This window comes from Pseudomonas reactans (genome assembly GCF_013387025.1).
GTDB lineage: Bacteria > Pseudomonadota > Gammaproteobacteria > Pseudomonadales > Pseudomonadaceae > Aquipseudomonas > Aquipseudomonas reactans.
Genome location: NZ_JACAQP010000010.1, coordinates 287,127 through 312,685 on the forward strand (window position 1 = coordinate 287,127; position 25,559 = coordinate 312,685).

Sequence of the window (25,559 nt, forward strand, 5' to 3'; positions counted from 1 at the left end):
CGCCGACCACCCCTGAACGAGGTAGAAATCCATGCGTGTCCTGCTGGTTGAAGACCATCTGCAACTTGCCGAAAGTGTCGCGCAAGCGCTCAAGAGCACGGGTTTGACCGTTGACGTGCTGCACGATGGCGTGGCGGCGGACCTGGCCCTGAGCAGCGAGGAATACGCGGCGGCGATCCTCGATGTGGGACTGCCGCGCATGGACGGTTTCGAGGTGCTCGCACGTCTGCGTGCCCGTGGGAAAAATCTGCCAGTGCTGATGCTGACGGCGCGCAGTGATGTGAAAGACCGTGTGCACGGCCTCAATCTTGGGGCCGACGACTACCTTGCCAAACCTTTTGAACTCACAGAGTTGGAAGCGCGGGTCAAGGCGTTGTTGCGGCGCAGTGTGCTGGGTGGCGAGCGCCAACAGGCCTGCGGCGTGTTGGTCTATGACCTCGACACCCGACGTTTCACCGTGGGCGGCGAGCTGATGACGCTCACATCCCGTGAACAAGCGGTGCTTGAGGCGCTGATTGCGCGGCCAGGCCGGGTGATGAGCAAGGAGCAACTGGCTTCCCAGGTGTTCGGCCTGGACGAAGAAGCCAGCCCCGACGCCATCGAAATCTACGTGCATCGCCTGCGCAAGAAACTCGACGGCCAGCCCATTGCCATTGTGACCTTCCGCGGCCTCGGTTACCTGCTGGAAGCCCGCGATGCATAAGCCCAGCAGCCTGCGTTGGCGCCTGCTGTGGAACCTGGCGCTGTTGTTGGTGCTGTTGATGCTCGCCAGTGGCATGAGCGCGTACTGGAATGGTCGTGAAGCCGCTGACACTGCCTATGACCGCACGCTGTTGGCCTCTGCGCGCACCATCGCCGCTGGCTTGACCCAGGTGGATGGCACCTTGAGTGCCAATGTGCCCTATGTCGCCCTGGATACGTTCGCCTATGACAGCGCCGGACGCATTTATTACCAGGTCAACGACATCGACCAGAAACTCATCTCTGGCTATGAAAACCTGCCCGGCCCACCGCCAGGCACACCGCGTACCGATGACTATCCCGCATTGGCACGCTTCTATGACGCCATGTATCAGGGCCAGCAGGTGCGCGTGGTGAGCCTGCTCAAGGCGGTCTCCGAACCGAACATGAACGGCATGGCAGAAATCCGTGTCGCTGAAACTGATGAGGCGCGCGTGAGCATGGCGCGCAGCTTGATGGCAGACACCTTGCTGCGCCTGGGGATGCTCGCCATCGGTGCGTTGTTGTTGGTGTGGTTTGCGGTCAGCGCGGCGTTGCGCCCGCTGGAGCGCCTGCGCACGGCGGTGGAAGAACGTCAGCCCGACGACTTGCGTCCCTTGCCCTTGGTGGAAGTGCAGCATGAGTTTGGGCCACTGGTGCGCTCCCTCAACCACTTCACCGAACGCCTGCGCGGCCAATTCGAGCGGCAGGCACAGTTTATTGCCGATGCGGCCCATGAACTGCGCACACCGCTCGCGGCGCTCAAGGCTCGGTTGGAACTAGGCTTGCGTGCCGAGGATCCGGCCACCTGGCGCAGTACCCTGGAAACCGCAGCCCAGGGCACCGACCGTCTGACGCATCTGGCTAATCAATTGTTGTCCCTGGCGCGCATTGAAAATGGCGCCCGCGCGATTGCCGAAGGCGGTGCCCAGTTGCTCGACCTCAGCCAGTTGTCTCGCGAGTTGGGCATGGCCATGGCGCCGTTGGCCCACGCGCGCGGCGTGGCACTGGCGTTGGAGGCTGACGAGCCGGTGTGGCTGCGCGGTGAGCCAACCTTGCTGAATGAGTTGTTGAGCAACCTGGTGGACAACGCGCTGGCTCACACGCCACCGGGTGGCAATGTGATCCTGCGCGTGACGGCACCGGCGGTGCTGGAAGTGGAAGACGATGGCCCAGGCATCCCGCTGGATGAGCGAGACCGCGTGTTCGAGCGTTTCTACCGTCGCAGCCAGCAGGGCATGGGCTCAGGCCTGGGGTTGGCGATTGTCGGTGAGATCTGCCGGGCACACTTGGCACAGATCAGCCTGCACGATGGCGAGCAGGCCGGCTTGAAGGTGCGGGTGAGTTTTATCGCGGCAGTGTAGGAGCGAGCTTGCTCGCGAAAATCGTGAACGATGACGGGCTAACGTTGAATCAATAAAACATCGAACGCGCCTCATCCAACTCGGCGCGCAACGCATCGCTGTAAGGATCGACCCGCAGTTTCTTGATCGCCGGCAGATTGGAGACCGGCACGCTAGCCAAGGGATGATCCGTGCCGCGATGGCAGTACAACACGGCGATCTGCACCAGATCGATGTAGTCGAGGCTGGCCGAGTCGCGTTCCAGGTTGAGGTATTGGCCGGGCAGTTTGGCGAGCATTTCCGGGAAGTCCCAACCGCTCAGCAGTTTGTCGCCCAGTTGCGGGTGGATGCTCTCGATAACGTGGTTGAGACTGACCGGGTCCGCGAGCAGCTCGTAGTGGTCTTCGGCGTACGTCAGGATCGGCAGCACGCCGATCTGGTGCACCAGGCCGCCGAGAGCGGCCTGGTCCGGCTTGAGCTGGCTGTGGCTGCGGCACAGCGCGTAACTGACACCCGCCACTTCCAGGCTGCGGCGCCATACATCCCGCATCTTTTGTTCGACCACATCGGAGCGGGCGTGGAAGATTTGCTCCATCACCAGGCCGATCGCCAGGTTGCTGCTGTAGTTGGTGCCCAGCCGGGTGATGGCGGTGTGCAGGTCGGTGACTTCCTGGGTGGCGCGCAACAACGGGCTGTTGACCACTTTGATCAGGCGCGCCGACAGCGCGGTATCGCGACCGATCACTTTGCTCAAGTGGCTGATGCTGATCTCCGGGTCTTCAGCGGCCTGACGAATGTTCAGGGCCACTTCCGGCAATGTCGGCAGAACCAGGTCATCGTTGTCGATGGCCGTCACTAAAGCCTGTTGGACTTTTTCCGCCAGCTTGTTCATTCATGCTCTCTAGGGTGTTGCAAAAAGGTACGGCGACTAGCGTTGGATCTCTCGATCACGGTCGAGCGTGTAAGGCAGGTCGAGCAGTTGCAAGCCGGGACCTTCCAATGTGCCTACGTGCACATCGCCACTATCGGCAGCTTCGGCTTGCAACACGGCCAGAAGTTCAATGCTCTCGCCGGCTTTTGCCGCGATGACCACTTCGCCGATTGCACTGTTGTGGCTGGGGGAAAACAGCGGGGTGCCTGGCTCGGGCAGTTCAGGCGCATCGAGGCTCAAACGGTACAGGCGACGCTTGAGTTTGCCCAGGTACTGCATGCGCGCAACGATTTCCTGGCCGGTGTAGCAGCCTTTCTTGAAGCTGACGCCACCGACGGCCTGCAGGTTGAGCATCTGCGGGATAAAAAGCTCGCGGGTTTGCGGCATGACCTGGCCGATGCCGGCGCGGATTTGCCCCAGCAGCCACTCATTCAGATCGGCTTGTTCAAGGGTTGCAGCCAATTGATTGCGTACGGCGTCGCCTTGCTCGGCTGGCACCCAGAGTTCAGCACGACCTGGGGAGACGCGGAGGGCGATCAACGCATCGTTGCGCACGACACTGTCGGTCTCGACGGGCAGTTCAAGGCCGAGGCTGGCCAGGGCCGTGTCTGCATTCACCAGGCCGAAGCGCACCCAGGCGGCGCTTTCGTCGGTGAGCTTGGATTTGGAGAACACGGCGTACTTCTTCAGGTCGGCCAGTTGCGGTTCCAGCAGCTCGGTGGCCATGGCCAGCAACACGCCGTCACCTTGCAGCAGGATGCGGAAACTCGACTGCATGCGCCCTTTTTGCGTGCAGCGTGCGCCGAGGCTGGCCTGGGTATCGCTCAGGTAATTGAGGTTGCAGGTCAGTTGGCCCTGAAGGAATTTGGCGGCATCAGAGCCGCGGACGGCGAGAACGCCTTCGTGGGACAGGGGGCAGAAGAAAGCAGAGTCAGCCATGGGTCATCGCAGGTCAAAAAGTCATGGGTGCATCATAGAGGGGCGCCCGGCAAATGGATAGTTTCCGTATGGGGCGACCAAAGCCGACTGTTCCGGTGCCGTCGGGCCTGTATACTTGCCGCCTATTTGAGGAGCGCTCCATGGTCGAAGATGTAGAAATCAATCGTCTCTACTGGCACAGCCGTCGTGGCATGCTGGAGTTGGATGTGTTGCTGGTGCCTTTCACCAAAGAGGTCTATGCAACGCTCAATCAGGTGGATCGCGACCTCTACGTCAGGCTGCTGACTTGTGAAGACCAGGACATGTTCGGCTGGTTCATGGAGCGCGCCGAATCCGAAGACCCAGAGCTGCAGCGCATGGTTCGGATGATCCTGGACCGTGTCCAGCCCAAGTAATACATTCGAATGCCGCTGGCAGGCCTCACGGCTGTTGCTGGCGGCGTATCTCCTTGCCCAGCTGTTTGCACTGGGTGCGCTTTTGTTTCTCGATCTGTCTTATTCAAGCCTTGGTCTGTTGGCGTGTCTGGCGCACGCAGCCTGGGTTTTGCCGCGCTTTATCCTGCTGACTCACCGTTCGTCGATTCGTGGCCTGCGTCGCGACGCCGATGGTTGGCAGTTGCTCAGTGCGCAGCGGGGCTGGCACAGCGTGCAGTTGCGACCGGACAGCCTCGCCTTGCCGTTGATCGTCGTGCTGCGCTACCGGGTGCCGGGCGAATGGCGGATACGTTCGGTGTGTGTGCCCAGGGATTCGCAGGTCGCCGATGTGCATCGACGCCTGCGGGTTCGTCTGAAGTTCAGCCGCCGTAGGTGGCTGGCACCAGGATAGTGTCGCGGGCTTCGGGCAGCATCTGTGGGTAGTCGAGTGTGTAATGCAGGCCGCGGCTTTCCTTGCGCTCCATGGCAGAACGAATCATCAGTTCGGCAACCTGGGCCAGGTTGCGCAACTCGATCAAGTCGCGGCTGACCTTGTAGTTACTGTAGAACTCGTCGATTTCGTCCAGCAGCAACCGCACCCGATGCTGCGCGCGTTGCAGGCGTTTGTTGGTGCGTACGATCCCCACGTAGTCCCACATGAAACGGCGCAGCTCGTCCCAGTTGTGCGCGATGATCACGTCTTCGTCCGAGTCGGTGACCTGGCTGGCGTCCCAGCGGGGCAGGGCGGCCGGCACCGGAATGCGCGGCAGTTGTTCAAGGATGTCTGCCGCCGCCGAGCGCGCATAGACGAAGCATTCGAGCAACGAATTGCTGGCCATGCGGTTGGCGCCGTGCAGGCCGGTGAAGCTGGTTTCGCCAATTGCGTACAGGCCGGGTACGTCGGTGCGACCATGTTGGTCGACCATTACGCCACCGCAGGTGTAGTGCGCAGCCGGCACCACGGGGATCGGGCCTTGGGTGATGTCGATGTTGAACGCCAGGCAACGCTCGTACACGGTGGGGAAGTGGGTCTTGATGAAAGCTTCGGGCTTGTGGCTGATGTCCAGGTAGACGCAGTCGATGCCCAGGCGCTTCATTTCATGGTCGATGGCGCGGGCGACGATATCGCGCGGGGCCAGTTCGGCGCGTGGGTCGAAGCGCTGCATGAAGCGCTCGCCGTTGGGCAGCTTCAGGTGGGCGCCTTCGCCGCGCAGGGCTTCGGTAATCAGGAAACTCTTGGCTTGCGGGTGATACAGGCAAGTGGGGTGGAACTGGTTGAATTCCAGGTTCGCCACCCGGCAGCCCGAACGCCAGGCCATGGCAATGCCATCGCCACAGGCGCCGTCGGGGTTGCTGGTATAGAGGTAGACCTTGGCCGCGCCGCCGGACGCGAGAATGGTGAAGCGCGCGCCGTAGGTGTCGACTTCGCCGCTGGCGCGGTTGAGTACGTAGGCGCCGAGGCAGCGTTCGCCATCCAGGCCCAGGCGTTTTTCGGTGATCAGGTCGACCGCGACGCGTTGTTCCAGCAATTCTATATTGGGGCGCTGGCGGGCCTGGTCGAGCAGTGTCTTGAAAATAGCGGCGCCAGTGGCGTCTGCCGCATGGATGATCCGGCGGTGACTGTGGCCGCCCTCGCGGGTCAGGTGGAACTCAAAACCGCCATCGTCGCTCCCGGCATGTTCGTCACGAGTAAACGGCACGCCCTGGTCGATCAGCCATTGGATGGCTTCACGGCTGTGCTCGACGGTGAAGCGCACCGCCTCTTCATTGCACAGGCCACCGCCGGCATTGAGGGTGTCCTCGACGTGGGATTGCACCGTGTCGGTGTCGTCCAGCACGGCGGCGACACCGCCCTGGGCCCAGAATGTCGAGCCGTTGGCCAGATCGCCTTTGCTCAGTACCGCAATGCGCAGGTGGCTGGGGAGGGTCAGCGCCAGGCTCAAACCGGCTGCGCCGCTGCCGATCACCAAGACATCGTGTTGAAACTGTTGGCTCATTGGAAGGATTCCGCAAAAAGCGATCCGAAGAGGTGGCGCAAACAGGACGCCTGGATCGGCGAATCAAAGGGTCACACGGGCTACTAGTATATAGAGGGGTGGAGCGGCACAATAGCCGGGCATTCGTGGCAATGTGAGATTACGGTGCACGGCTGGGGTAAAATTGGCAGGTTATTGAGGTGGGAACTTTTTGCATAAGCCCCGACTCAATAGCAGGTTGCCCGAAAGCTGGGAAAACGTTGAGTTTATTGGCCCGTCGGGAGCATTGGACGCGTCAGAAAACCGGCGACAAGATTATTCGCGCAGTCGGCCATGCCCGTGCTGCGTTTTTCGTGTGTGCCAAATCAGTGCGTGCCGGAAACTTGCTTGAAGGGGGAGAACTTTTGCGAAAAGACCGAGTCTATGTTTGCAAGCCTGATCGTTTAGTTATGCAAGCCTCCTTCAAGTACAACGAGGAGTGTTCATGCTAACCCAGGAAGAGGATCAGCAGCTGGTCGAGCGCGTTCAACGCGGCGACAAGCGAGCTTTTGATCTGCTAGTGCTGAAATACCAGCACAAAATTCTCGGGTTGATCGTGCGGTTTGTGCACGACACCCATGAAGCGCAGGACGTTGCACAGGAAGCCTTTATCAAGGCTTACCGTGCACTTGGTAACTTTCGCGGTGATAGTGCGTTTTACACGTGGCTATACCGAATCGCCATCAACACGGCGAAAAACTATCTGGTGTCTCGCGGACGCCGCCCACCGGATAGTGATGTCAGTTCAGAAGATGCGGAATTTTATGATGGTGATCACGGCCTCAAGGATCTCGAGTCGCCGGAGCGTGCATTGCTGCGCGACGAGATCGAAGGCACCGTTCATCGCACTATTCAGCAACTGCCAGAAGATTTGCGTACGGCGTTAACTTTACGTGAATTCGATGGTCTGAGTTACGAAGACATTGCGAGCGTCATGCAGTGTCCGGTGGGGACTGTAAGGTCACGGATTTTCCGGGCCCGGGAAGCCATCGATAAAGCCTTGCAACCGTTGTTGCAGGAAAACTAAAGACAGCGGCGACAGCCAAGAGAGGAACCGCCATGAGTCGTGATGCCCTGCAGGAATCGCTGTCCGCAGTGATGGATAACGAAGCGGATGAACTGGAACTTCGTCGAGTGCTCAACGCATTTGACGACGCCGAAACCCGTGATACCTGGTCTCGTTACCAAGTCGCTCGGGCGGTGATGCACAAGGATCTTCTAATCCCTCGTCTGGATATTGCTGCGGCCGTTTCTGCCGCGCTGGCTGATGAAGCCGTTCCGGCAAAAGCTGCTCGTGGTCCATGGCGTAGCCTGGGTCGCCTGGCAGTCGCTGCCTCGGTGACCGTTGCTGTATTGGCAGGTGTTCGCCTGTACAACCAGGACGAAATCGCCGGCGCCGAACTGGCCCAGCAGACTCAGCAACCGGTGATGGCTGGACCCCAGGTCAAAGGCCCAGCGGTACTGGCCGGCTACAAGGAAAGCTCTGACACCACCGGCCCGATGGCCAATGGTGTTCTACAAGGGCAATCTGGCTGGCAGGACCAGCGTCTTCCAGGCTACCTGCGCCAACACGCTCAGGAATCAGCTCTGAAAGGCACTGAAACCGCTCTGCCATACGCTCGCGCAGCAAGCCTGGAAAACCGCTAATCCGTAAGGAGCTCTATGCGAGCCATACCGCTCCTTACGCTTTTGCTCAGTGGTTGGTTTGCACTCCCCGCCCACGCCGATGAAGCCCAAGACTGGCTGACTCGACTTGGGCGTGCAGAGCAGCAGCAAAGCTTTCAAGGTACGTTCGTCTACGAGCGTAACGGCAGTTTTTCCACTCATGACATCTGGCATCGTGTCCAGAATGGTCAGGTCCGTGAGCGGCTTTTGCAGCTTGATGGTTCTGCCCAGGAAGTCGTGCGGCTGGATGGCCGGACCCAATGTGTCAGCGGCACCCTCGTCGCAGGCCTTGGCAACTCGCGTGATGCGCCGTCCCGTGCGCTGGATCCGCAAAAACTCAATCAATTCTACGAACTGGCCGTCATCGGAAAATCCCGCGTGGCCGGGCGTAATGCGGTGATCGTGTCGATCACGCCGCGTGACCAGTATCGTTACGGTTTTGAACTGCACCTGGATCGTGAAACCGCGCTGCCGCTCAAATCGCTTTTGCTGAATGACCAAGGGCAGTTGCTGGAGCGATTCCAGTTCACGCGGTTGAACACGTCAATCGTCTCGGATGATCGCGACCTGCAGCCCAGCAGCGAATGCACACCTGTTTCGGTCGCCAATGCCAAAGCACCCGAGGTGCAGTCTACTGAGGCGTGGCATTTGGAGTGGCTACCGCCGGGCTTTCAGTTGACCAATACCAGCGCCCGCAAAGACACCCAGACCAAAGCAACAGTCGACAGCCTGATGTACGAGGACGGGCTGGCGCGTTTCTCCGTGTTCCTGGAGCCGATCAGTGACGCGAGTGTTACGGAAACCCGCACCCAGCTCGGCCCAACGGTAGCTGTATCCCGTCGCCTCAATACGGTAGACGGCGAAATGATGGTAACGGTGGTGGGCGAAATTCCCATCGGCACCGCAGAACGTATCGCGTTATCGGTGCGCGGTGAAAAAAAGCCAGCCAACCAGCCGTGAGCCGTTAATCCTATGTTCATCCTGACGTTTCACTGTATTTGCATGCCAGGTTGGCTGTCGAGAGCATGAAATGTCTGGATCAGCATTTTCACTTGCAAAAATCTCTTATGTTTTTTATAGGTCAGGGCTTGTCGGCTCTGGCCTTGTTTTGTTCGCGGAACAAAGATGTCGGTCGCAGTTTTCGGCGTTTCTTGAACCCTGTCGCTCAACCCTGCTCGTCGTAACGGGAGCTGTATGTCGATACCACGTTTGAAGTCTTACCTATCCATAGTCGCCACGGTATTGGTGCTGGGTCAGGCCTTGCCCGCGCAAGCGGCCGAGCTGCCTGACTTCACCCAATTGGTTGAGCAGGCCTCGCCGGCCGTGGTGAACATCAGTACCACGCAAAAACTGCCGGATCGCAAAGTCTCCATCCAGCAGATGCCGGACCTGGAAGGGCTGCCGCCGATGTTGCGCGAGTTCTTCGAGCGTGGCATGCCGCAACCGCGCGCACCTCGTGGTGGCGGTGGTGGCCAACGTGAGGCTCAGTCCTTGGGCTCGGGCTTCATCATCTCGCCGGATGGCTACATCCTCACCAATAACCACGTGATTGCTGACGCCGATGAGATTCTCGTGCGCCTGGCGGATCGCAGTGAACTGAAAGCCAAGCTGGTGGGCACCGACCCACGTTCCGATGTGGCCTTGCTGAAGATCGAAGGCAAGGACTTGCCGGTGCTGAAACTGGGTAAATCCCAGGACCTGAAGGCCGGGCAGTGGGTCGTCGCCATCGGTTCGCCGTTTGGTTTTGACCACACTGTGACCCAAGGCATTGTCAGCGCCATCGGCCGCAGCCTGCCGAACGAGAACTACGTGCCATTCATCCAGACTGACGTGCCGATCAATCCGGGTAACTCCGGTGGTCCGCTGTTCAACCTGGCGGGCGAAGTGGTAGGCATCAACTCGCAGATCTACACCCGTTCCGGCGGTTTCATGGGCGTGTCGTTCGCTATCCCGATCGATGTCGCCATGGATGTTTCCAACCAATTGAAAAGCGGCGGCAAAGTCAGCCGTGGCTGGTTGGGCGTGGTGATTCAGGAAGTGAACAAAGACCTGGCTGAATCCTTCGGTCTCGACAAGCCGGCCGGTGCCCTGGTCGCGCAGATCCAGGACGACGGCCCGGCTGCCAAAGGTGGCCTGCAGGTCGGCGACGTGATCCTGAGCATGAACGGCCAGCCGATTGTCATGTCGGCTGACCTGCCGCACCTGGTCGGTGCTCTCAAGGCCGGCAGCAAGGCAAAGCTGGAAGTCATTCGTGAAGGCAAGCGCCAGACCGTTGAGCTGACCGTGGGTGCCATCCCTGAAGAGGGCGCAACCCTGGATGCTCTGGGCAACGCCAAGCCAGGTGCCGAGCGCAGCAGCAATCGCTTGGGCATTGCGGTGGCCGAGCTGACCGATGAGCAGAAGAAAACCTTCGACCTCAAGAGCGGTGTAGTGATCAAGGAGGTGCAGGACGGTCCTGCCTCCCTTATCGGTCTGCAGCCGGGTGACGTCATCACCCACCTGAACAACCAGGCCATCGACAGCACCAAGCAATTCACCGACATCGCCAAGGCGTTGCCGAAGAATCGTTCGGTGTCGATGCGCGTGCTGCGTCAGGGGCGTGCAAGCTTCATTACCTTCAAGCTCGCCGAATAAGTCGGTAGAAACCAAAAGCCCCGCCTTCGTTAAACGAGGGCGGGGCTTTTTTGTGGGCGAGAGATTTAGCTCATCATCCCTTTGACCAGGCGTTCCTGCTCGATCAGCTCGCGTTGACGGGCGTCGATGCGCGACGACAGCGGGAAGTTGTTGCCGGCGCGACGCTTGGCAAAGTCCAACTGCTGGATGGCCTGCTGAAAGTCACCCACCAGGGCAAAGTATTCGGCGCGGGCCTGGTGCAGGCCGATAATATTGCCGGACAAACCGCGTGTCTCTGCGACCTGGTACCACACGTCCGGGTCATCCGGACGAGACTTGAGCAAGCTGTCCAGCGCTTTTTCCGCATCGGCGGTGCGGTTCTGCTTGAGCAGAAGATCCACGCGTAGCTGATTCAGTGGGTAGTTGCCCGGATACTGAGTCAGCATTCGATCAGTACGTTGCTGGGCATCAGGCAGATGGTTGTTGTCTATCTCAAGTTGGATCAGCGCTAGGTTGTAGGTGATGTCGTTCGGCGCCTTGGCCAGTAACGCTGTCAGGTTTTCACGCGCTTGCTTGAACTGAGAGCCCTTGATCTGGGCGATAGCCAGGCCATAACGCGCCACATCGTTTTTCGGGTTTTCGTCCAACTGCGCCTGGAAGCGCTTGGCGGCGAGGCCTGAGGTGTCTTCGTATTGCAACTGCACCCGTGCGCGAATCAGCTGATAACGCAGGCTGTCTTCCTTACCGCCGGCTTTGGCTTGCTCGGCCCGGTTGCGGGTGTCGGCGATCCGCGATTCGGTGACCGGGTGCGTCAGCAGGAATTCCGGCGGCTTGGCATCGAAGCGGTATTGGCGCATCAGGCGTTCGAACATGGTCGGCATGGACCGCGGGTCGTAACCGGCTTTTTCCAGGTTGAGGATGCCGATACGGTCGGCCTCTTGTTCGTTCTGACGCGAGAACCTGCGCTGTTCCTGAATCGCCGCCGCCTGGGTGCCGGCAATCGCGGCAATACCCGCGTCACCCGCGCCGGCTGCTGCGGCAATGATGCCGCCCAGCAGCGCAGCCATCATCGGGATCTGCATGCGCTGCTGCGCTTCCACGCCACGGGCGAAGTGGCGTTGGGATAAGTGCGCCAATTCGTGAGCCAGTACCGAGGCGTACTCCCCTTCGGTCTGGGCGTTGAGGAACAGGCCGCCGTTGACCCCGACAATCCCGCCAGGCGCGGCAAAGGCGTTCAATTGCGGGCTGTTGATCAGGATGAACTCCAGGCGCCGGTCGTTGACCTGGCTGGTTTCCACCAGCTTGTACACGCTGGTTTCGACGTAGTCCTTGAGCTGCGGATCGTTGAGTTGCGAGACTTGGCCTCGAAGGTAGGCCAGCCAGGCGCGACCCAACTGGTATTCCTGTTGTGGCGAGACAATGGCAGAACTGGCGTCGCCGAGTGACGGCAGGTCGTCAGCGAAGCCTGGGGAGGCCAGCAGGCAAGCCAGCGTCAGCAGGGTAGGGCGCAAAAAAGTCATGCACAAAGCCTTTCGACAAAGAGCTTACTGTAGCCGGACACTGAGCTTCGGACCAGATATTCTAAGCATCCCCGACGCTTGCCTGGAGTAAACCATGACCGACGCTGTAGCCTTTGATGCCGAACTCGATGCCAGCGGCCTCAATTGCCCGTTGCCCTTGCTCAAGGCCAAGTTGGAGCTCAATCGTCTGGCCAGTGGTGCAGTGCTCAAGGTGATCGCCACGGACGCGGGCTCCCAGCGTGATTTTCGCACCTTTGCCAAGCTCGCCGGCCACACCCTGCTCCATGAAGAAGACGCCGCCGGTGTGTACCGTTACTGGTTGCGCAAGGCCTGATCCGTTTGCCCCCACCACCCGAGGTTGATTGATGTTCAAAGTGTTACGAGACTGGATCCAGCGCTACTTCTCCGATGAGGAGGCCGTGGTGCTGGCGGTCCTGCTGTTTCTGGCCTTCACGGCCGTGCTCACCTTGGGCGGCATGCTGGCGCCGGTATTGGCGGGGATGGTGCTCGCGTATCTGATGCAAGGGCTGGTGACCACACTGGAGCGTTTGCGCTTGCCGGGCGGAGCCGCCGTGGGTTTGGTCTTCGCCTTGTTCATGGGACTGCTGGTGCTGTTTATCGTGGTAGTACTGCCGCTGCTGTGGCACCAGTTGATCACGCTGTTCAACGAATTGCCGGGCATGCTCGCCAAATGGCAATCGTTGTTGCTGCTGTTGCCGGAGCGCTACCCGCATCTGGTTTCGGACGAACAGGTGTTGCAGGCCATCGAAGCGGCACGCGGCGAGATCGGAAAATTCGGGCAATGGGCACTGACCTTTTCCCTCTCCAGCCTGCCGTTGCTGGTCAACATCATGATCTACTTGGTACTGGTGCCGATTTTGGTGTTCTTCTTCCTCAAGGACCGCGCCATGATCGGCCGCTGGGTGCGTGGCTACCTGCCGCGCGAACGTGCGCTGATTACCCGGGTAGCCGAGGAAATGAACCGGCAGATTGCCAACTATATTCGCGGCAAGGTCATCGAGATCATTATCTGCGGGGGCGTGACTTATATCGCCTTCATTGCCCTGGACCTGAACTACGCGGCCTTGCTGGCGTTGCTGGTGGGGATTTCGGTGGTGGTGCCGTACGTCGGCGCCGTGGTGGTGACCGTGCCGGTGGCGCTGATTGCGCTGTTCCAGTGGGGCTGGAGCGACCAGTTCATCTACCTGATGGCGGTGTACGGGATCATCCAGACGTTGGATGGCAACGTGCTGGTGCCGCTGCTGTTCTCGGAGGCCGTCAACCTGCACCCGGTCGCGATCATCTGCGCGGTGCTGTTATTCGGTGGGCTGTGGGGGTTCTGGGGCGTGTTCTTTGCAATCCCACTGGCGACGCTGTTCAAGGCGGTGCTGGATGCTTGGCCTCGGCAAGAGCCAGTGGTAGCACCAATGTTGTAGCAGTGCAGCCTTCTGTGGCGAGGGAGCTTGCTCCCGCTGGGCTGCGCAGCGGCCCCAAAAAAGCTGGGAGCGCTTCGCACTGGAGCGCCAGCCCGGTCCAGCGGGAGCAAGCTCCCTTGCCACAATTTATGCCTTGTTCAACGCCTGCGCTGCTGCCAAAACAGCATCCACATGCCCTGGCACTTTCACGCCACGCCATTCCTGACGCAGCACGCCGTCCTTGTCGATGAGGAAGGTGCTGCGATCCACACCCAGGTATTCCTTGCCGTACAGCTTCTTCAACTTGATCACATCAAACAGCTGGCAGACTGCTTCGTCCTTGTCGCTGATCAGCTCGAAGGGGAATGCCTGCTTGCCCTTGAAGTTCTCGTGGGACTTCACGCTGTCCCGCGACACACCAAACACTTCGGTGTTGGCCGCCTTGAATGCCGCGTACTGGTCGCGGAACCCCTGGCCTTCGGTGGTGCAGCCGGGCGTGCTGTCCTTCGGGTAAAAGTAGATCACCACTTGCTTGCCCTTGAGGGCTGCAAGGCTGAAGGTCTGGCCGCTGGTGGCCTGGGCTTCGAAATCGGCTACGGGTTTGTCGATGACTACCGCCATGAAAACTTCCTTACATTGGGTTCTGTGGGCGCCATGGCTCGATCAGTGCGTCGAGGTTCAGGGCATCGGCGAAATCCAGGAACTGGTCGCGCAGCCAACTGATCTGCACACCAGCCGGCAAGGTCACGGTAAACGTGGCGTTCAGCATAGTGCCGCCAGTTTGTGGGGCCTGGTAGGTGTCGCAGGTCAGGTTCTCCAGCTCGACGTTGTGGTCGATGAAGAACTGGCACAGTTCGTTGACGATGTCCGAACGATAGGCCGAACTGACATACGCCACATAAGGCAGCGCCTGGGGACGATTCTCCAGGGCGGCACTGCGCACCACATTGACGGTGAAGTCATGCTTCTTGGCCAGGCCCGGCAGGCCGGTTTCCAGGCGCGCCAGGGCATCCCAGGTGCCGGAGATCTGCAGGACCAGTGCGCTGCACTCGCCGTGGCGGGTCAGTCGGGAGGTCACGACGGCGCAGCGGTTTTCATGGCTGGCGCGGCACAGGACGTTGGTCAGCTCCATGGGGTTGGCGCCGAGGGCACTGATAACAAGGAATTGTTCGCGAACTGTGGGGGTGGACATGCAGCCTTCCTAAAACGATGAGCGGTCGATACTGTGCGGGCTGTATCGATCAAAGGATGAAGGGTAGCGAAAACCGTCGCCAAGGGATAGGAGGTGGCGTTTTCATTGCGTGATCGGCTCGATTTCACCGTGCTCCAAGGCAGGCTTTGGCCCAATGATGGCATTGCCCGTCGTTTAGTTGCGCCATAACGCATCCTCAGGCGGTACTTCGCTTGTGCAAGCATCTTGGCGCCAGTACCATTACGGCTCTCTTTTTCCGGCAGGAGCGGTTGCATGATTGCGGGCAGTATGGTGGCACTGGTCACACCCATGGATGCACAAGGTCATCTCGACTGGGACAGCCTGGGCAAACTGGTGGACTTCCACCTGCAAGAAGGCACCAACGCCATCGTGGCGGTCGGCACCACCGGCGAATCGGCCACCCTCGATGTGGAAGAACACATCCAGGTCATCGAATTCGTGGTCAAGCGCGTCGCGGGCCGTATTGCCGTGATCGCCGGTACGGGCGCCAACTCGACGCGTGAAGCGATCGAGCTGACCAAGAACGCCAAGAAGGCCGGCGCCGATGCCTGCCTGCTGGTGACCCCGTACTACAACAAGCCGACCCAGGAAGGCCTGTACCAGCACTTCCGCGCCATCGCCGAAGCGGTCGACATTCCGCAGATCCTTTATAACGTGCCAGGCCGCACCGCGTGCGACATGAAGGCCGAGACCGTGATCCGCCTGTCCACCGTGGCGAACATCATCGGTATCAAGGAAGCCACCGGCGACCTGCAACGCGCCAAGGACATCCTGGCCGGTGTGAGCAGCGATTTCCTGGTGTATTCCGGTGACGACGCCACCGCCGTAGAGCTGATCCTGCTGGGCGGCAAGGGCAACATCTCCGTGACCGCCAACGTGGCCCCGCGTGCCATGAGCGAAATGTGCGCCGCCGCCATTGCCGGCGACGCCGTGACCGCCCGTGCGATCCACGAGAAGCTGATGCCGCTCAACAAGACACTGTTTATCGAATCCAACCCTATTCCCGTGAAGTGGGCGCTGACTGAAATGGGCATGATGCCGGACGGTATCCGTCTGCCGCTCACCCGTCTCAGCGAAGCCTGTCACGAACCGCTGCGACAGGCCCTGCGCCAGTCCGGCGTCCTGGTTTAATTGAGGAAGCACTACGCATGAAGCGATTGGCCGGACTTTCCGCACTTGCCTTGATTATCTCCAGCACCAGTGGCTGCGGTTGGGTCTGGGGGCCGGAAGGCTACTTCCGTGACCGCGGTAGCGATTACCTGGAAGCCCAACCTACCAAACCGATGGAATTGCCGCCGGGCGTCAACGTCGCCAAGCGCCTTGACCCGTTGCTGCCAATTCCGCGTAACGTCGCCGACGACACCACCAAGGGTGAGTACGTGGTGCCGCGTCCACAGCCGATCTCGGCCGTGGCGGATGCCAGCGACTACAGCCTGCAGAAGAGCGGCGATTCCCGCTGGATCGTGGCCCAGCGTCCTCCTGCCGAAGTCTGGCCGGTAGCCGTGCAGTTCTTCCAGGACAACGGTTTCCGCATCGACGAGCAGCGTCCGCAGACCGGTGAGTTCACCACCGCATGGCAGCAGGGCAGCGAGCTATCCGCCACCATGGCCAAGCGCCTGCAAGCCGGTGGTGTAGCCGCCGACAACGAAGCCCGTGTGCGTGTGCGCATCGAGCCAGGCGTACAGCGTAATACCAGTGAAGTCTACGTGGTCAGCGCCGAGCGTCCGGCCGGCAGCACCGCCAACGTTGACTTCACCAACCGTTCGGTCAACACGGGGGTTGATTCGGCCTTGGTCGACGAGATGCTGGCCAGCATGAGCCGTATCTCCGAGAAGGGCGGTTCGGTTTCCCTGCTCGCCGCACGTGATTACGACACCCCGAGCCGCGTCAGCCTGACAGAAGACGGCAGCGGCAACGTGGTGCTGAACCTAGGTGAAGACCTCGACCGTGCCTGGGCCAGTGTTGGCCGTGCATTGGAGCAGGGCCCTTGGCGTGTAGAAGACATCAACCGCAGCCTGGGCCTGTACTACATCAACGTGGCTGAAAAGGCCGAGCGTAAAGATGAAGAGCCAGGTTTCTTCAGCAAACTGTTCGGCAGCCAGCCGACCAAGGAAGAAATCGAGACCCGTGCCGAGCGCTATCAGGTTCGTTTGAGCAAGGTTGGCGAAAGCGTACAAGTGACCGTCGAGAAGAACATCAACACCGTTGCGCCCGCTGAAACAGCGCGCAAAGTGTTGGGCGTGATTCAGGACAACCTGGGCTGATCCGATGCGTTTTGCCGTTCTCGGCAGCGGTAGCCAAGGGAACGGCACGCTGGTCGCACATGACGACACGTATGTGCTGGTGGATTGTGGTTTCTCGTTAAAAGAAACCGAGCGGCGCCTGCTGCGCCTGGGGGTTCACCCCGCGCAGCTGAGCGCGATTCTGGTGACCCACGAACATGCCGACCACGTGCATGGCGTGGGTTTGCTGTCTCGGCGCTACAATCTTCCGGTGTACCTCAGTCGCGGCACCTTGCGCGGGATGCGCAAACCCATTGAACCCGCAGGTTTCCTGGCCGGTGGCGAGCAGCTGCAAATCGGTGCCTTGAGCATCGAGGTGATTGCCGTGGCGCACGACGCCCAGGAGCCGACGCAATATGTCTTCAGTGATGGTGAACGGCGCTTCGGCGTACTCACCGACCTGGGTTCCTACTGCGCCAAGGTGCTGGACGGTTACCGGAACCTCGATGCCTTGATGATCGAGTCCAACCACTGTCGGGATCTGCTGGCTCGCGGTCATTACCCCTACTTTCTCAAGCAGCGGGTGGGCGGCGAACTGGGACATTTGAACAACCACCAGGCGGCGTACCTGGTGTATGAGTTGGGCTGGCAAGACTTGCAACACCTAGTCCTGGCCCACCTGAGCAGCAAGAACAACCTGCCGCAGCTGGCCCGGCAATGTTTTGTCGACACCCTTGGGTGCGACCCGGACTGGCTGCAACTGGCCGATCAAGATTCAGGGCTCGACTGGCGACACATCGCCTAGCCCACCATTTAGCAAGCGGAGCCCATCATGGAAAAACGTGAAGAACTCTACCGCGGCAAAGCCAAGTCGGTGTACAAGACCGACGACGCCAACCGCCTGATCCTGCTGTTTCGCAACGACACTTCGGCGTTCGACGGCAAGCGCATCGAACAACTTGATCGCAAAGGCATGGTGAACAACAAGTTCAACGCCTTCATCATGCAGAAACTCGAAGAGGCCGGCATTCCGACCCAATTCGACAAACTGCTGGGCGACAACGAGTGCCTGGTCAAGAAACTCGACATGATCCCGGTCGAGTGCGTCGTACGTAACTACGCTGCCGGCAGCCTGGTCAAGCGTCTGGGCGTGGAAGAGGGCCTCAAGCTCAACCCCTACACCTTCGAGCTGTTTCTGAAGGACGACGCCAAGGGCGACCCGTTCATCAACGAATCCCACGTCGTGGCATTCGGCTGGGGCACCGCTGAGCAACTGGCACGCATGAAAGAGTTGTCCCTCAAGGTCAACGACGTGCTGAGTAAACTGTTCGACGACGCCGGCCTGCTGCTGGTGGACTTCAAGCTGGAATTCGGCGTGTTCCACGATGGCTCCATCGTCCTGGGCGACGAATTCAGCCCGGACGGCTGCCGCCTGTGGGACAAAGACACCAAGAAGAAGATGGACAAGGACCGCTTCCGCCAGGGGCTCGGTGACGTCATCGAAGCCTACGAAGAAGTCGCCAACCGTCTGGGCGTACCGCTTTAATCGACGCAAGCATCTGATAGCACGGAAAAAAATCTCGTTCCGAGCTTTGCTTTCCTGAGTCACGCTGTTATGATGCGCGCCGTTGGAGAGATGCCAGAGTGGCCGAATGGGACGGATTCGAAATCCGTTGTACCTTCACCGGTACCTAGGGTTCGAATCCCTATCTCTCCGCCATATTTAGAAAAGCCTTATAAATCAATGATTTACGAGGTTGTAAAAATGGTGATTTGTAGCAAGGTTTTGTAGCAAAAACCTGACCTACAGATCGCCATTTTTTTTCGTCTGTCGTTTGCTCTTCCTGCCTCTGTGCTGCCCTATGACCTTGAAGCCTCTGTGGGGGCGTAGGAGCGGATTTGTGGATAATGCCCCGCCGTTGCCCGTAGTGGCTTGATCAAGACCCTTTGATGTGCTGCGGCTCTGCAGCAGTGCGTCGAAGGGTTAGATGGGTTCCCTGTCTATCCATACACCATGTTAGTATCACCGATTTTTAAGAAGCCGCTTTGAAACAGAGCGTTGCGAGGAGACAAAATGAGCCTATTCACGTCATTGGAAATGTGTGCCGGAGCTGGCGGGCAAGCTCTCGGCCTAGAAATGGCGGGCTTTGGGCACGAAGTATTGGTGGAAATTGAACCTCCTGCCTGTGCAACTCTCCGTTTAAACCGCCCTGAGTGGAACGTGCAAGAGCAGGATCTGCGTCAATTTAACGGTCTTCCTTATTTTGGGGTTGATTTGGTCGCCGGTGGGGTTCCTTGCCCTCCTTTTTCCAAAGCTGGTAAGCAGCTTGGGGCTGATGATGAACGTGACCTTTTCCCCGAAGCGTTACGTCTTGTTGATGAGTGCCGACCGAAAGCCGTGATGCTGGAAAACGTGCGAGGTCTTCTCGACGCTGTTTTCGATGACTACCGCAATAAGGTTGAGAAACAACTTAAAAAGCTTGGCTATGTGCCGGGCTGGCGGCTGTTGAATGCTTCCGATTTTGGCGTTACCCAGCTTCGGCCTCGTGTGGTTTTCGTTGGCATCAGGAAAGACCTTGCTGATGGTTTTTCATGGCCTGAGCCAAAGCTAATCACTCCACCGACTGTTGGTCAGCTTCTTCACGATCTAATGCAGGCCGATGGCTGGCGTGGTGCTGATGCATGGCGAGAGCAGGCGAACACAATCGCACCAACGCTCGTCGGCGGATCTAAAAAGCACGGTGGCCCGGATCTGGGGCCAACAAGAGCTAAGAAGGCTTGGGCTTCCATTGGTGTGTGTGGGATGGGTATTGCCAATGAACCTCCTACGGAGTTTTTTGAAGGGATGCCGAGGCTGACTACCCGCATGGCTGCACGTATTCAGGGGTTCCCTGATGACTGGCAATTTTATGGAAAGAAAACTGCAGCATATCGACAGATAGGGAACGCTTTTCCACCTCCTGTTGCGTGTGCAGTTGCGAAACAAATCTTCAAAGCTCTTTCTGTAAAACGCTTGGTACAGGTTGCCTAATGAATATTCCACCCGAGTTTCTACAAGCACGGAAAGAGTTCCATGCTTCGCTGCTCAAAACAACGCTGACCATCAATGATAAGGGTGTGCCAAGCAACGCCGACAGTAGCAATAGAAGCAGTATTGCCATTGCAAAAGGCATTGCGGAGTTATTGAAGGCTGAGACAATTGCAGAACGCCAAGCTGGTCAAACTTCTGGTAATGAGTTTGAGGGTATTTGTGCGGAGTATGTAAAAAATACTTTCTTGAAGCTGGGGCATCTTCGTCCCGGTGACTGGGACGTGCATCAGGTATCTGGGCGTAATCGTTTAGAGATTGCTAAATATGAGCAATATGCACATCTGATAGCATTGGATCGGGCTGCAAAAGCTGACCCTGAACTTGCCGCTGCTTTGGGAAGCGACTACACAATTACCCCTGATATTGTCGTGGTTAGGGGCTTAGAAAGTGACGAGAATATCAACCGTCATGAGTTTTTGGTTGATAGTTCTGTAAGCACTAGAGCCAGCTTGAGGGCTGCTGCCGGGGGCAAGCCGCTTCTGCATGCAAGCGTGTCATGTAAGTGGACTATCCGAAGTGATAGGGCACAGAACGCACGTTCCGAAGCTTTAAACCTGATGCGTAACCGGAAAGGCCACCTGCCTAATATCATGGTGGTGACTGCTGAGCCCACTCCTAGCAGATTAGCTTCAATCGCTCTAGGCACAGGCGATATTGATTGCGTTTATCATTTTGCCTTGTATGAGCTACAAGCAACATTGAAAGAACTAGGCATGGACGATTCGGCGGAGCTTTTAGCTATCATGGTTGATGGTCGTCGTTTGAAAGATATAAGCGATTTACCACTAGATTTGGCAACTTAAAATCATGCAGATATAAGCAGAAGGCCGGTATCGGCCTTTTGTTTGTTCTGCTACATATATGGTGTGAAGAGGGTAAAGGTTGGGGGATGTATCCTTGAAGCTGAGCCTGCTAAGCCATGTAGCGAAAAAACGCTGCATGGATATATGTTTATGATATTGATGTTCGCATTTCTTGAATTTTTTGTCTCTTGTATTCATTTGCATCATCTTCAATTTTTTTCTTTGCATCGTTCCATAGTGACTTATACGTCTCGCTATATCGCTCTGTTAAAACCAGCACGATATCGTCAAGGTTTTGCTGTTTTATCTTGTTGCCGGGCTTCCCAAACTCCTTTATCAAAACATCGTTTGAGATTGATTTGCAGCCAGAGAATGCTGCTATTAGTTTTTTTGCAAGGCATGATGTCAGTTTCAAGTCTGGAAATTCTTCCATTTCTACCAGCTTTATGAATATTACTAAAAACTTTTGACGTTCTCTTCTTTTAAATCCACCAACTAGCCCGCCTATTTTTCCTGCTTGTTCTGCTTTGTTCATGTTATAACTCCTATGTTGTTATAATACAATTATCATAAGTTTTATGTAAGTCAATGCTTCAGGGTTATATCTCCGAACCTATAGATTTGCTTCGGGGATATACATTGTAAGAGTTTCGCCATTTTCATTTTTTGAACTTTCGATGTGACCAATACCTCACGTTTTTTTGTGAGATTAATTTGAGAGCGATTTTTTGAATTTTGTAGGTGCCATTTTTTCGCTGCTTTGTAGCAAAAGTGAACTAAGTAACTAATTTAGGGTTGAACCCTTTTTAACGGTTATGGTTGAACCTTATATTTATTTTCATTTTGCTCTTGACAAGATGTTTTGCAGTTTTTAAGCCATAATCCGATGGTTGGAAAAATCCATATATCAATAATTTGGTATAAATTCTTGAAATTTCTTTGGCGTATTTTTAGAGAAAAATGAGTTTCTCCAAATACCCTTTTTTCAGTGCTGGCCAAAATCTCTTTCGGGATATTTAGGCTCATTAGCCCAGTGAGGGATATTCACCGTTTTCGATGAATTTGAGAAAGTGTAAAAATTTCATCAGGAGAGTAAGTTGATATGTATGTATACATACATATAGGTTCAGGGATATATCTCCAAACCTATGGAAGTGAGGGGTTGGGTGGTTAACGCTATTTGGGTCTAGTTTTGATATAGGCTTTTGCACTTTGTGAGGTGTAACGCATTCGGCTATTTTAGGCGTGTAGTGGGGTGGCTTGGTGTCGTTGTATCAACGGAGTGGAAGAAGGCCGATTTTGACCAATTCCGTGCGTTATATCTCTATCGGTGGTGCGGTGTATGTATATGTGGGGGATGCGGGGAGGAAAGGGAGGGGTTGGGCGGGAAAGGACGAAGAAACCCCCTCGCCGGGTGCTATTATCTGATATAGGCTATTTAGACAGATTATAATGTTACGGAGTCTCTCTCCAGTTGTATGCTGTCGCTCTGCTTACATTTAACTCCTTCATGACTTGCTGAATAGACGCCCCGGCTTCAAGCAAGATAATGCCTCGTTCTCTCTTGGTTTTACCTTTTGCTTTTCCGCCTTTCTTGCCTCGGATTGCTTGAATTTTGCTTGTGTGAGTTCTTGCGACATAATCGTCAAAGGTTCCACGCGTAAAGTTTCTATGTGTCCACTTCGCTACACTTTTAGCCGTGTGTTTAACTTCGGATATGTCCAAGGGTGTGGAAAAATTGACGTTGTAGCCAGTGGCACGGTCAAGGCAAGCGTTTAACCATTGATTGTAGTCGGGCCAACCTTGGCGGATTGCTTTGTATGCCCACTCTCTTAGTTGGTCGAAAAGCATACAGTTACGGCCAAGGCCATAATCCTCTACAGGCTTCTCTCTGGCCTTTTCTGGGGTTAGGTCGATGTAGTCGGCCAAGTCGTCCAGCGTGTATGGATCGGCCTGCCATTGGTGAACCATCCAGTGGGCATTGATCGGGTTTTTACAGATCAGGCCGCTGTAGCCTCTGTCTGCTCCAAGGCGACTACGCAAGCCCGCCTCAACGGCTGCAGCGTAGCGTAAAGGGGCGGTTTTGCCGTCCATAGCGGTTCGGACAGGGGTTTGTAGCAAGTAGAGTAAATGAGCGTGCCCATTGGCCGGATTTCGAGCTATTAGGTTTGGAGCTGGTGCCCCTACGCTATCCCAGTGCATACCTGCATCGGTTCGGTCTAAGTCAAAAACCATCCAATATCTATGCGTTGGGCCGTTCGGCTGTATAAGTCGTGCAAGTTTTGCTTTTTCTTTCTTGTTGATTTTTAAGCCGCTGATTAAATCATCGGTGTGATAAGGTCTCTTTGGTAAGTAGTCCTCAAATAGTTTTACGCATCCCATATATTCCTCTTCTAATAAGTTATTTAGAAAAAGAAAACCTCGGAAAGTGACTTGACAATAATTTTTTTGATGATTAAATAATTGTGTTGATTTGAGATTTATTGTTGTATATCGAGCCACCTTGCAGGGTGGTTTTCTTTTTCTGCTGCTTTCAAATTGCCATACTTTCGAGGTTTGTCAAATTTGAATGGTAAAAAGGCCGCAATTAAGCGGGTTTTTTATTGAGTGGGTTTGGCTATTGATAAGGGTCATAAGGGTCTTGAAATGGGCTTGGGGGCCTAGGTTTTAAAAGTCTTCTCCTTCTGGCCTGTTTTGCCTGCTCGGCTTCTTCCTTGTCAAATTCAACCACTTGCTTGTTAGTGAACGTGTCGGATGCCCATAATCTAAATTTATCAGCAATGCCTAGCTCCACCTTCGTGTGGTCTAGTCCTCGTTCTTTAAGCTGTTCCCTCGCATTAAAAAGGTAGTCCTTTCGTTTCTCTGAACCTAAGCGGCTTGCCATTTTATAGGTGTTTTCTCGTAGCCTTTTGTAGTATTGCTCTGGGTTTTCGTCCACTCTTCGGGCTTCAAGTATTTGATCCACTAGAATATCAAATCGTTTTATCAAGGGTTCAAGCTCTTCCTCGTAGACCTTAATGGCATTTTCTAACACTGATTTTCGTTTGGTGTCCTCCACTATCTTTCTCCTTAGTTCGTGTAGTTCCTTGGTCATTCTTTCTTTTGTGGCTTTGAAGTTTTCTCTTAATTCTTCGGTTTTGTTTGTCTTCTTGGTTATGTCTTCGGCAAGTAGTTGTCTGTGGTTATCGAGTTTTTCATTTTCTTTTTTCTGCTCCGTTGCATGAATTTCCAAGCTCTGGATTTTGTTTTGGTAGGTTGAAACAGTGTTTTGAAGGTCGGTTATAGTGGCTTTGAGCGTTACGACATTCGTATTTTGTTCGGCTAGTTCTTCCTTCTTTTCTATTAGCTCTTGTTCAAGTTTTTCTACTTGTCTTGTGTAATAGTTGTGGCTTCGCTCGCTTTTTGGTTTTTTTGCTTCTTGCTCGATTTTGCTTAAATACTCCTTTTTTTCTTTTGTCTTTGGTAGGAATTTGGCCTGTAAGTCATATGCAGCGGCTAATCCGTTAAAGTGTTCGTAAAAGGCCGCCTGCATTACTTTTGACTTCCATGACTCACGTTCTCGGATAAACCTATGGTTTTGCTTTTCTTCGCTACGGTTGGGAAGTTTGAAGCCTTCTAATGTTGGCGGCTCAGATATTTTTTCAAGGTGAGCTTTATTCCTCGCGTAATATTGTGATGCGAATTCAAATTCTTGAGCTGAAAAATCATACTTCCCCGTCTTCTCATTTTGAAGGTCAAGAAACGCATGAACGTGGTTTGTTGTCTCGTCCAAGTGGCTGAATGAAAAAAGCATCTTGTTGTTGGGGAAATTCTTTTGATAGAACTGGTGCATGGATTTCTGCAAAAGATCAGTGTATGCCTTTGTGATTGCCAGTTTATTAGGTTCGGGTATCACAAGGATGATTTCTTTAACCCTGTTGACCGTCCTTGATACCGCTCGATCTGGTGCGTTTTGCTCGATCTCTCGCTTCTTGGTGGTGTAGTTCTCTAAGAGGTCGATTCGCTGAGCTATACGGCTGATTTTGTGCTGATTGAGTAGGGCGGCGTAGTCTTGGACTACTAGCGGCCTTTCTCCTTCCATTACAGAGGTGATGTATTCTTTTATCTCAGTGGGTTCGGTTGCGTTGATAAATTTGACCAGCTTCGATTTTAGTTTTCGGAGCTTTTCTTTTTCTGCTGCTATCTCGTCAGTCGCTTCTGTTGCTTTGAGTTTGGTTTGTATTTGGTCGTTGAAGTCGGCCAGCAATTGCTCTGCCAACCCTCTTGTTAATACCTGTTCAACACCACCTACAATGGCGATATTTGGGTGGTCTGGATTGGGGTTGAATTCAAAGTCGTCATACTCGTTTTGGTCCAGTCTAAGCGAGTGTTTCAGCGAACTGTCCAGCCCCTTGAGGTTGGAATAGTTTCTGTCTCTTTTGGTCAGTGTGATTGTCTGCAAATTGGTGTCATTCATTTCATCCTCAGTGGTGGGTTTGTTTTTGCTCTTGGCTTTTGCTTCTGTCCTGCCGACTAGGCACCTGCGTTAACCGTCACATCTTTTGCGTAGCAAAAGTGGGATGGTTAACATAGCAGGTATGTTTCTAAGGGCTTCTTTGAAAACTTGAACCATATGCATATATTGAACCACATAAAAAATGTATATCAAGCATGATG

General features: G+C 55.8%; 25 protein-coding genes and 1 tRNA gene. 17 read left to right on the forward strand and 9 right to left on the reverse strand.

The window, feature by feature from the left end:
• The first annotated feature begins 31 nt into the window (after window positions 1-31).
• The gene (locus tag HX793_RS13730) at window positions 32-703 is read left to right on the forward strand and encodes a response regulator (RefSeq protein ID WP_010212220.1); all 672 of its coding nucleotides are present in this window, start codon (window positions 32-34) and stop codon (window positions 701-703) included.
• On the forward strand, window positions 696-2,084 hold the full coding sequence (locus tag HX793_RS13735) for a sensor histidine kinase (RefSeq protein WP_177096462.1): 1,389 nt from the start codon (window positions 696-698) through the stop codon (window positions 2,082-2,084). The genes HX793_RS13730 and HX793_RS13735 overlap by 8 nt, the downstream gene beginning before the upstream one ends.
• Before the next feature lie 49 nt (window positions 2,085-2,133).
• On the opposite strand, the gene HX793_RS13740 is transcribed toward HX793_RS13735, so the two are convergent.
• Together HX793_RS13740 and ygfZ are read right to left on the reverse strand one after the other, a co-directional pair.
• The gene (locus HX793_RS13740; RefSeq protein WP_177050982.1) at window positions 2,134-2,955 is read right to left on the reverse strand and encodes an HDOD domain-containing protein; all 822 of its coding nucleotides are present in this window, start codon (window positions 2,953-2,955) and stop codon (window positions 2,134-2,136) included.
• Window positions 2,956-2,991: 36 nt separating this feature from the next.
• Window positions 2,992-3,933: a CAF17-like 4Fe-4S cluster assembly/insertion protein YgfZ gene (gene ygfZ / locus HX793_RS13745; RefSeq protein ID WP_177096464.1), complete on the reverse strand. Its 942-nt coding sequence runs from the start codon at window positions 3,931-3,933 to the stop codon at window positions 2,992-2,994.
• Window positions 3,934-4,073: 140 nt separating this feature from the next.
• On the opposite strand from ygfZ, the gene HX793_RS13750 reads away from it, so the two are divergent.
• Complete coding sequence (locus HX793_RS13750; protein WP_014717362.1) at window positions 4,074-4,328, forward strand: FAD assembly factor SdhE; 255 nt, start codon at window positions 4,074-4,076, stop codon at window positions 4,326-4,328.
• The gene (locus tag HX793_RS13755; RefSeq protein WP_177059567.1) at window positions 4,312-4,758 is read left to right on the forward strand and encodes a protein YgfX; all 447 of its coding nucleotides are present in this window, start codon (window positions 4,312-4,314) and stop codon (window positions 4,756-4,758) included. Before HX793_RS13750 ends, HX793_RS13755 begins: the two co-directional genes overlap by 17 nt.
• On the opposite strand, the gene nadB is transcribed toward HX793_RS13755, so the two are convergent.
• On the reverse strand, window positions 4,727-6,343 hold the full coding sequence (nadB, locus tag HX793_RS13760; protein ID WP_016975167.1) for an L-aspartate oxidase: 1,617 nt from the start codon (window positions 6,341-6,343) through the stop codon (window positions 4,727-4,729). The two genes, HX793_RS13755 and nadB, sit on opposite strands and share 32 nt — an antisense overlap.
• Before the next feature lie 463 nt (window positions 6,344-6,806).
• On the opposite strand from nadB, the gene rpoE reads away from it, so the two are divergent.
• From rpoE to HX793_RS13780, 4 genes are all read left to right on the forward strand, one after another.
• Window positions 6,807-7,388 carry an RNA polymerase sigma factor RpoE/AlgU gene (rpoE, locus tag HX793_RS13765; RefSeq protein ID WP_003172477.1) on the forward strand — a complete coding sequence of 194 codons (582 nt, stop codon included), beginning with the start codon at window positions 6,807-6,809 and terminating at the stop codon, window positions 7,386-7,388.
• Window positions 7,389-7,420: 32 nt separating this feature from the next.
• Window positions 7,421-8,008, forward strand: coding sequence for a sigma-E factor negative regulatory protein (locus tag HX793_RS13770; protein WP_016975168.1), 588 nt, complete (start codon window positions 7,421-7,423; stop codon window positions 8,006-8,008).
• Between the two features lie 15 nt (window positions 8,009-8,023).
• Window positions 8,024-8,986: a MucB/RseB C-terminal domain-containing protein gene (locus HX793_RS13775; RefSeq protein ID WP_177096467.1), complete on the forward strand. Its 963-nt coding sequence runs from the start codon at window positions 8,024-8,026 to the stop codon at window positions 8,984-8,986.
• 234 nt (window positions 8,987-9,220) lie between these two features.
• Window positions 9,221-10,660, forward strand: a complete 1,440-nt coding sequence (locus HX793_RS13780) for a DegQ family serine endoprotease (protein ID WP_177096469.1) — start codon at window positions 9,221-9,223, stop codon at window positions 10,658-10,660.
• Between the two features lie 65 nt (window positions 10,661-10,725).
• Here the strand turns inward: HX793_RS13780 and HX793_RS13785 are convergent, their stop codons facing one another.
• Window positions 10,726-12,159, reverse strand: a complete 1,434-nt coding sequence (locus tag HX793_RS13785; protein ID WP_016975171.1) for a M48 family metalloprotease — start codon at window positions 12,157-12,159, stop codon at window positions 10,726-10,728.
• Window positions 12,160-12,253: 94 nt separating this feature from the next.
• On the opposite strand from HX793_RS13785, the gene HX793_RS13790 reads away from it, so the two are divergent.
• Both HX793_RS13790 and HX793_RS13795 read left to right on the forward strand, forming a co-directional pair.
• A complete protein-coding gene (locus tag HX793_RS13790) occupies window positions 12,254-12,493 on the forward strand; it encodes a sulfurtransferase TusA family protein (protein WP_010212198.1) in 240 nt (79 codons plus the stop codon).
• A 31-nt stretch (window positions 12,494-12,524) separates the two neighbouring features.
• Window positions 12,525-13,595, forward strand: coding sequence for an AI-2E family transporter (locus HX793_RS13795; protein ID WP_016975172.1), 1,071 nt, complete (start codon window positions 12,525-12,527; stop codon window positions 13,593-13,595).
• 126 nt (window positions 13,596-13,721) lie between these two features.
• Here the strand turns inward: HX793_RS13795 and HX793_RS13800 are convergent, their stop codons facing one another.
• A complete protein-coding gene (locus HX793_RS13800; protein WP_016975173.1) occupies window positions 13,722-14,195 on the reverse strand; it encodes a peroxiredoxin in 474 nt (157 codons plus the stop codon).
• Window positions 14,196-14,205: 10 nt separating this feature from the next.
• Window positions 14,206-14,766 (reverse strand): glycine cleavage system transcriptional repressor, encoded by a 561-nt coding sequence (locus HX793_RS13805; RefSeq protein WP_003172487.1) that lies wholly within the window; start codon window positions 14,764-14,766, stop codon window positions 14,206-14,208.
• Between the two features lie 273 nt (window positions 14,767-15,039).
• Here HX793_RS13805 and dapA point away from each other — a divergent pair, with 273 nt between their 5' ends.
• The 7 genes from dapA (at window position 15,040) to HX793_RS13840 (ending at window position 20,903) form a co-directional block, all read left to right on the forward strand.
• Window positions 15,040-15,918 carry a 4-hydroxy-tetrahydrodipicolinate synthase gene (gene dapA / locus HX793_RS13810; protein WP_177096471.1) on the forward strand — a complete coding sequence of 293 codons (879 nt, stop codon included), beginning with the start codon at window positions 15,040-15,042 and terminating at the stop codon, window positions 15,916-15,918.
• A gap of 17 nt (window positions 15,919-15,935) precedes the next feature.
• On the forward strand, window positions 15,936-17,051 hold the full coding sequence (gene bamC, locus HX793_RS13815; RefSeq protein ID WP_177050986.1) for an NlpB/DapX family lipoprotein: 1,116 nt from the start codon (window positions 15,936-15,938) through the stop codon (window positions 17,049-17,051).
• A gap of 4 nt (window positions 17,052-17,055) precedes the next feature.
• Window positions 17,056-17,814, forward strand: coding sequence for an MBL fold metallo-hydrolase (locus HX793_RS13820; protein ID WP_016975176.1), 759 nt, complete (start codon window positions 17,056-17,058; stop codon window positions 17,812-17,814).
• Between the two features lie 27 nt (window positions 17,815-17,841).
• Window positions 17,842-18,555: a phosphoribosylaminoimidazolesuccinocarboxamide synthase gene (purC, locus tag HX793_RS13825; protein ID WP_003172493.1), complete on the forward strand. Its 714-nt coding sequence runs from the start codon at window positions 17,842-17,844 to the stop codon at window positions 18,553-18,555.
• An 84-nt stretch (window positions 18,556-18,639) separates the two neighbouring features.
• A tRNA-Ser gene (locus HX793_RS13830) sits at window positions 18,640-18,729 on the forward strand.
• Window positions 18,730-19,083: 354 nt separating this feature from the next.
• Window positions 19,084-20,040 (forward strand): DNA cytosine methyltransferase, encoded by a 957-nt coding sequence (locus HX793_RS13835; protein WP_177034203.1) that lies wholly within the window; start codon window positions 19,084-19,086, stop codon window positions 20,038-20,040.
• On the forward strand, window positions 20,040-20,903 hold the full coding sequence (locus tag HX793_RS13840; RefSeq protein ID WP_034126582.1) for an NgoMIV family type II restriction endonuclease: 864 nt from the start codon (window positions 20,040-20,042) through the stop codon (window positions 20,901-20,903). Before HX793_RS13835 ends, HX793_RS13840 begins: the two co-directional genes overlap by 1 nt.
• Before the next feature lie 148 nt (window positions 20,904-21,051).
• Here the strand turns inward: HX793_RS13840 and HX793_RS13845 are convergent, their stop codons facing one another.
• From HX793_RS13845 to HX793_RS13855, 3 genes are all read right to left on the reverse strand, one after another.
• The gene (locus HX793_RS13845) at window positions 21,052-21,438 is read right to left on the reverse strand and encodes a hypothetical protein (protein WP_034126583.1); all 387 of its coding nucleotides are present in this window, start codon (window positions 21,436-21,438) and stop codon (window positions 21,052-21,054) included.
• A 920-nt stretch (window positions 21,439-22,358) separates the two neighbouring features.
• The gene (locus tag HX793_RS13850; protein WP_258558587.1) at window positions 22,359-23,405 is read right to left on the reverse strand and encodes a replication initiation protein; all 1,047 of its coding nucleotides are present in this window, start codon (window positions 23,403-23,405) and stop codon (window positions 22,359-22,361) included.
• Window positions 23,406-23,520: 115 nt separating this feature from the next.
• Window positions 23,521-25,359 (reverse strand): hypothetical protein, encoded by a 1,839-nt coding sequence (locus HX793_RS13855; RefSeq protein ID WP_177034063.1) that lies wholly within the window; start codon window positions 25,357-25,359, stop codon window positions 23,521-23,523.
• Between the last annotated feature and the right edge of the window lie 200 nt (window positions 25,360-25,559).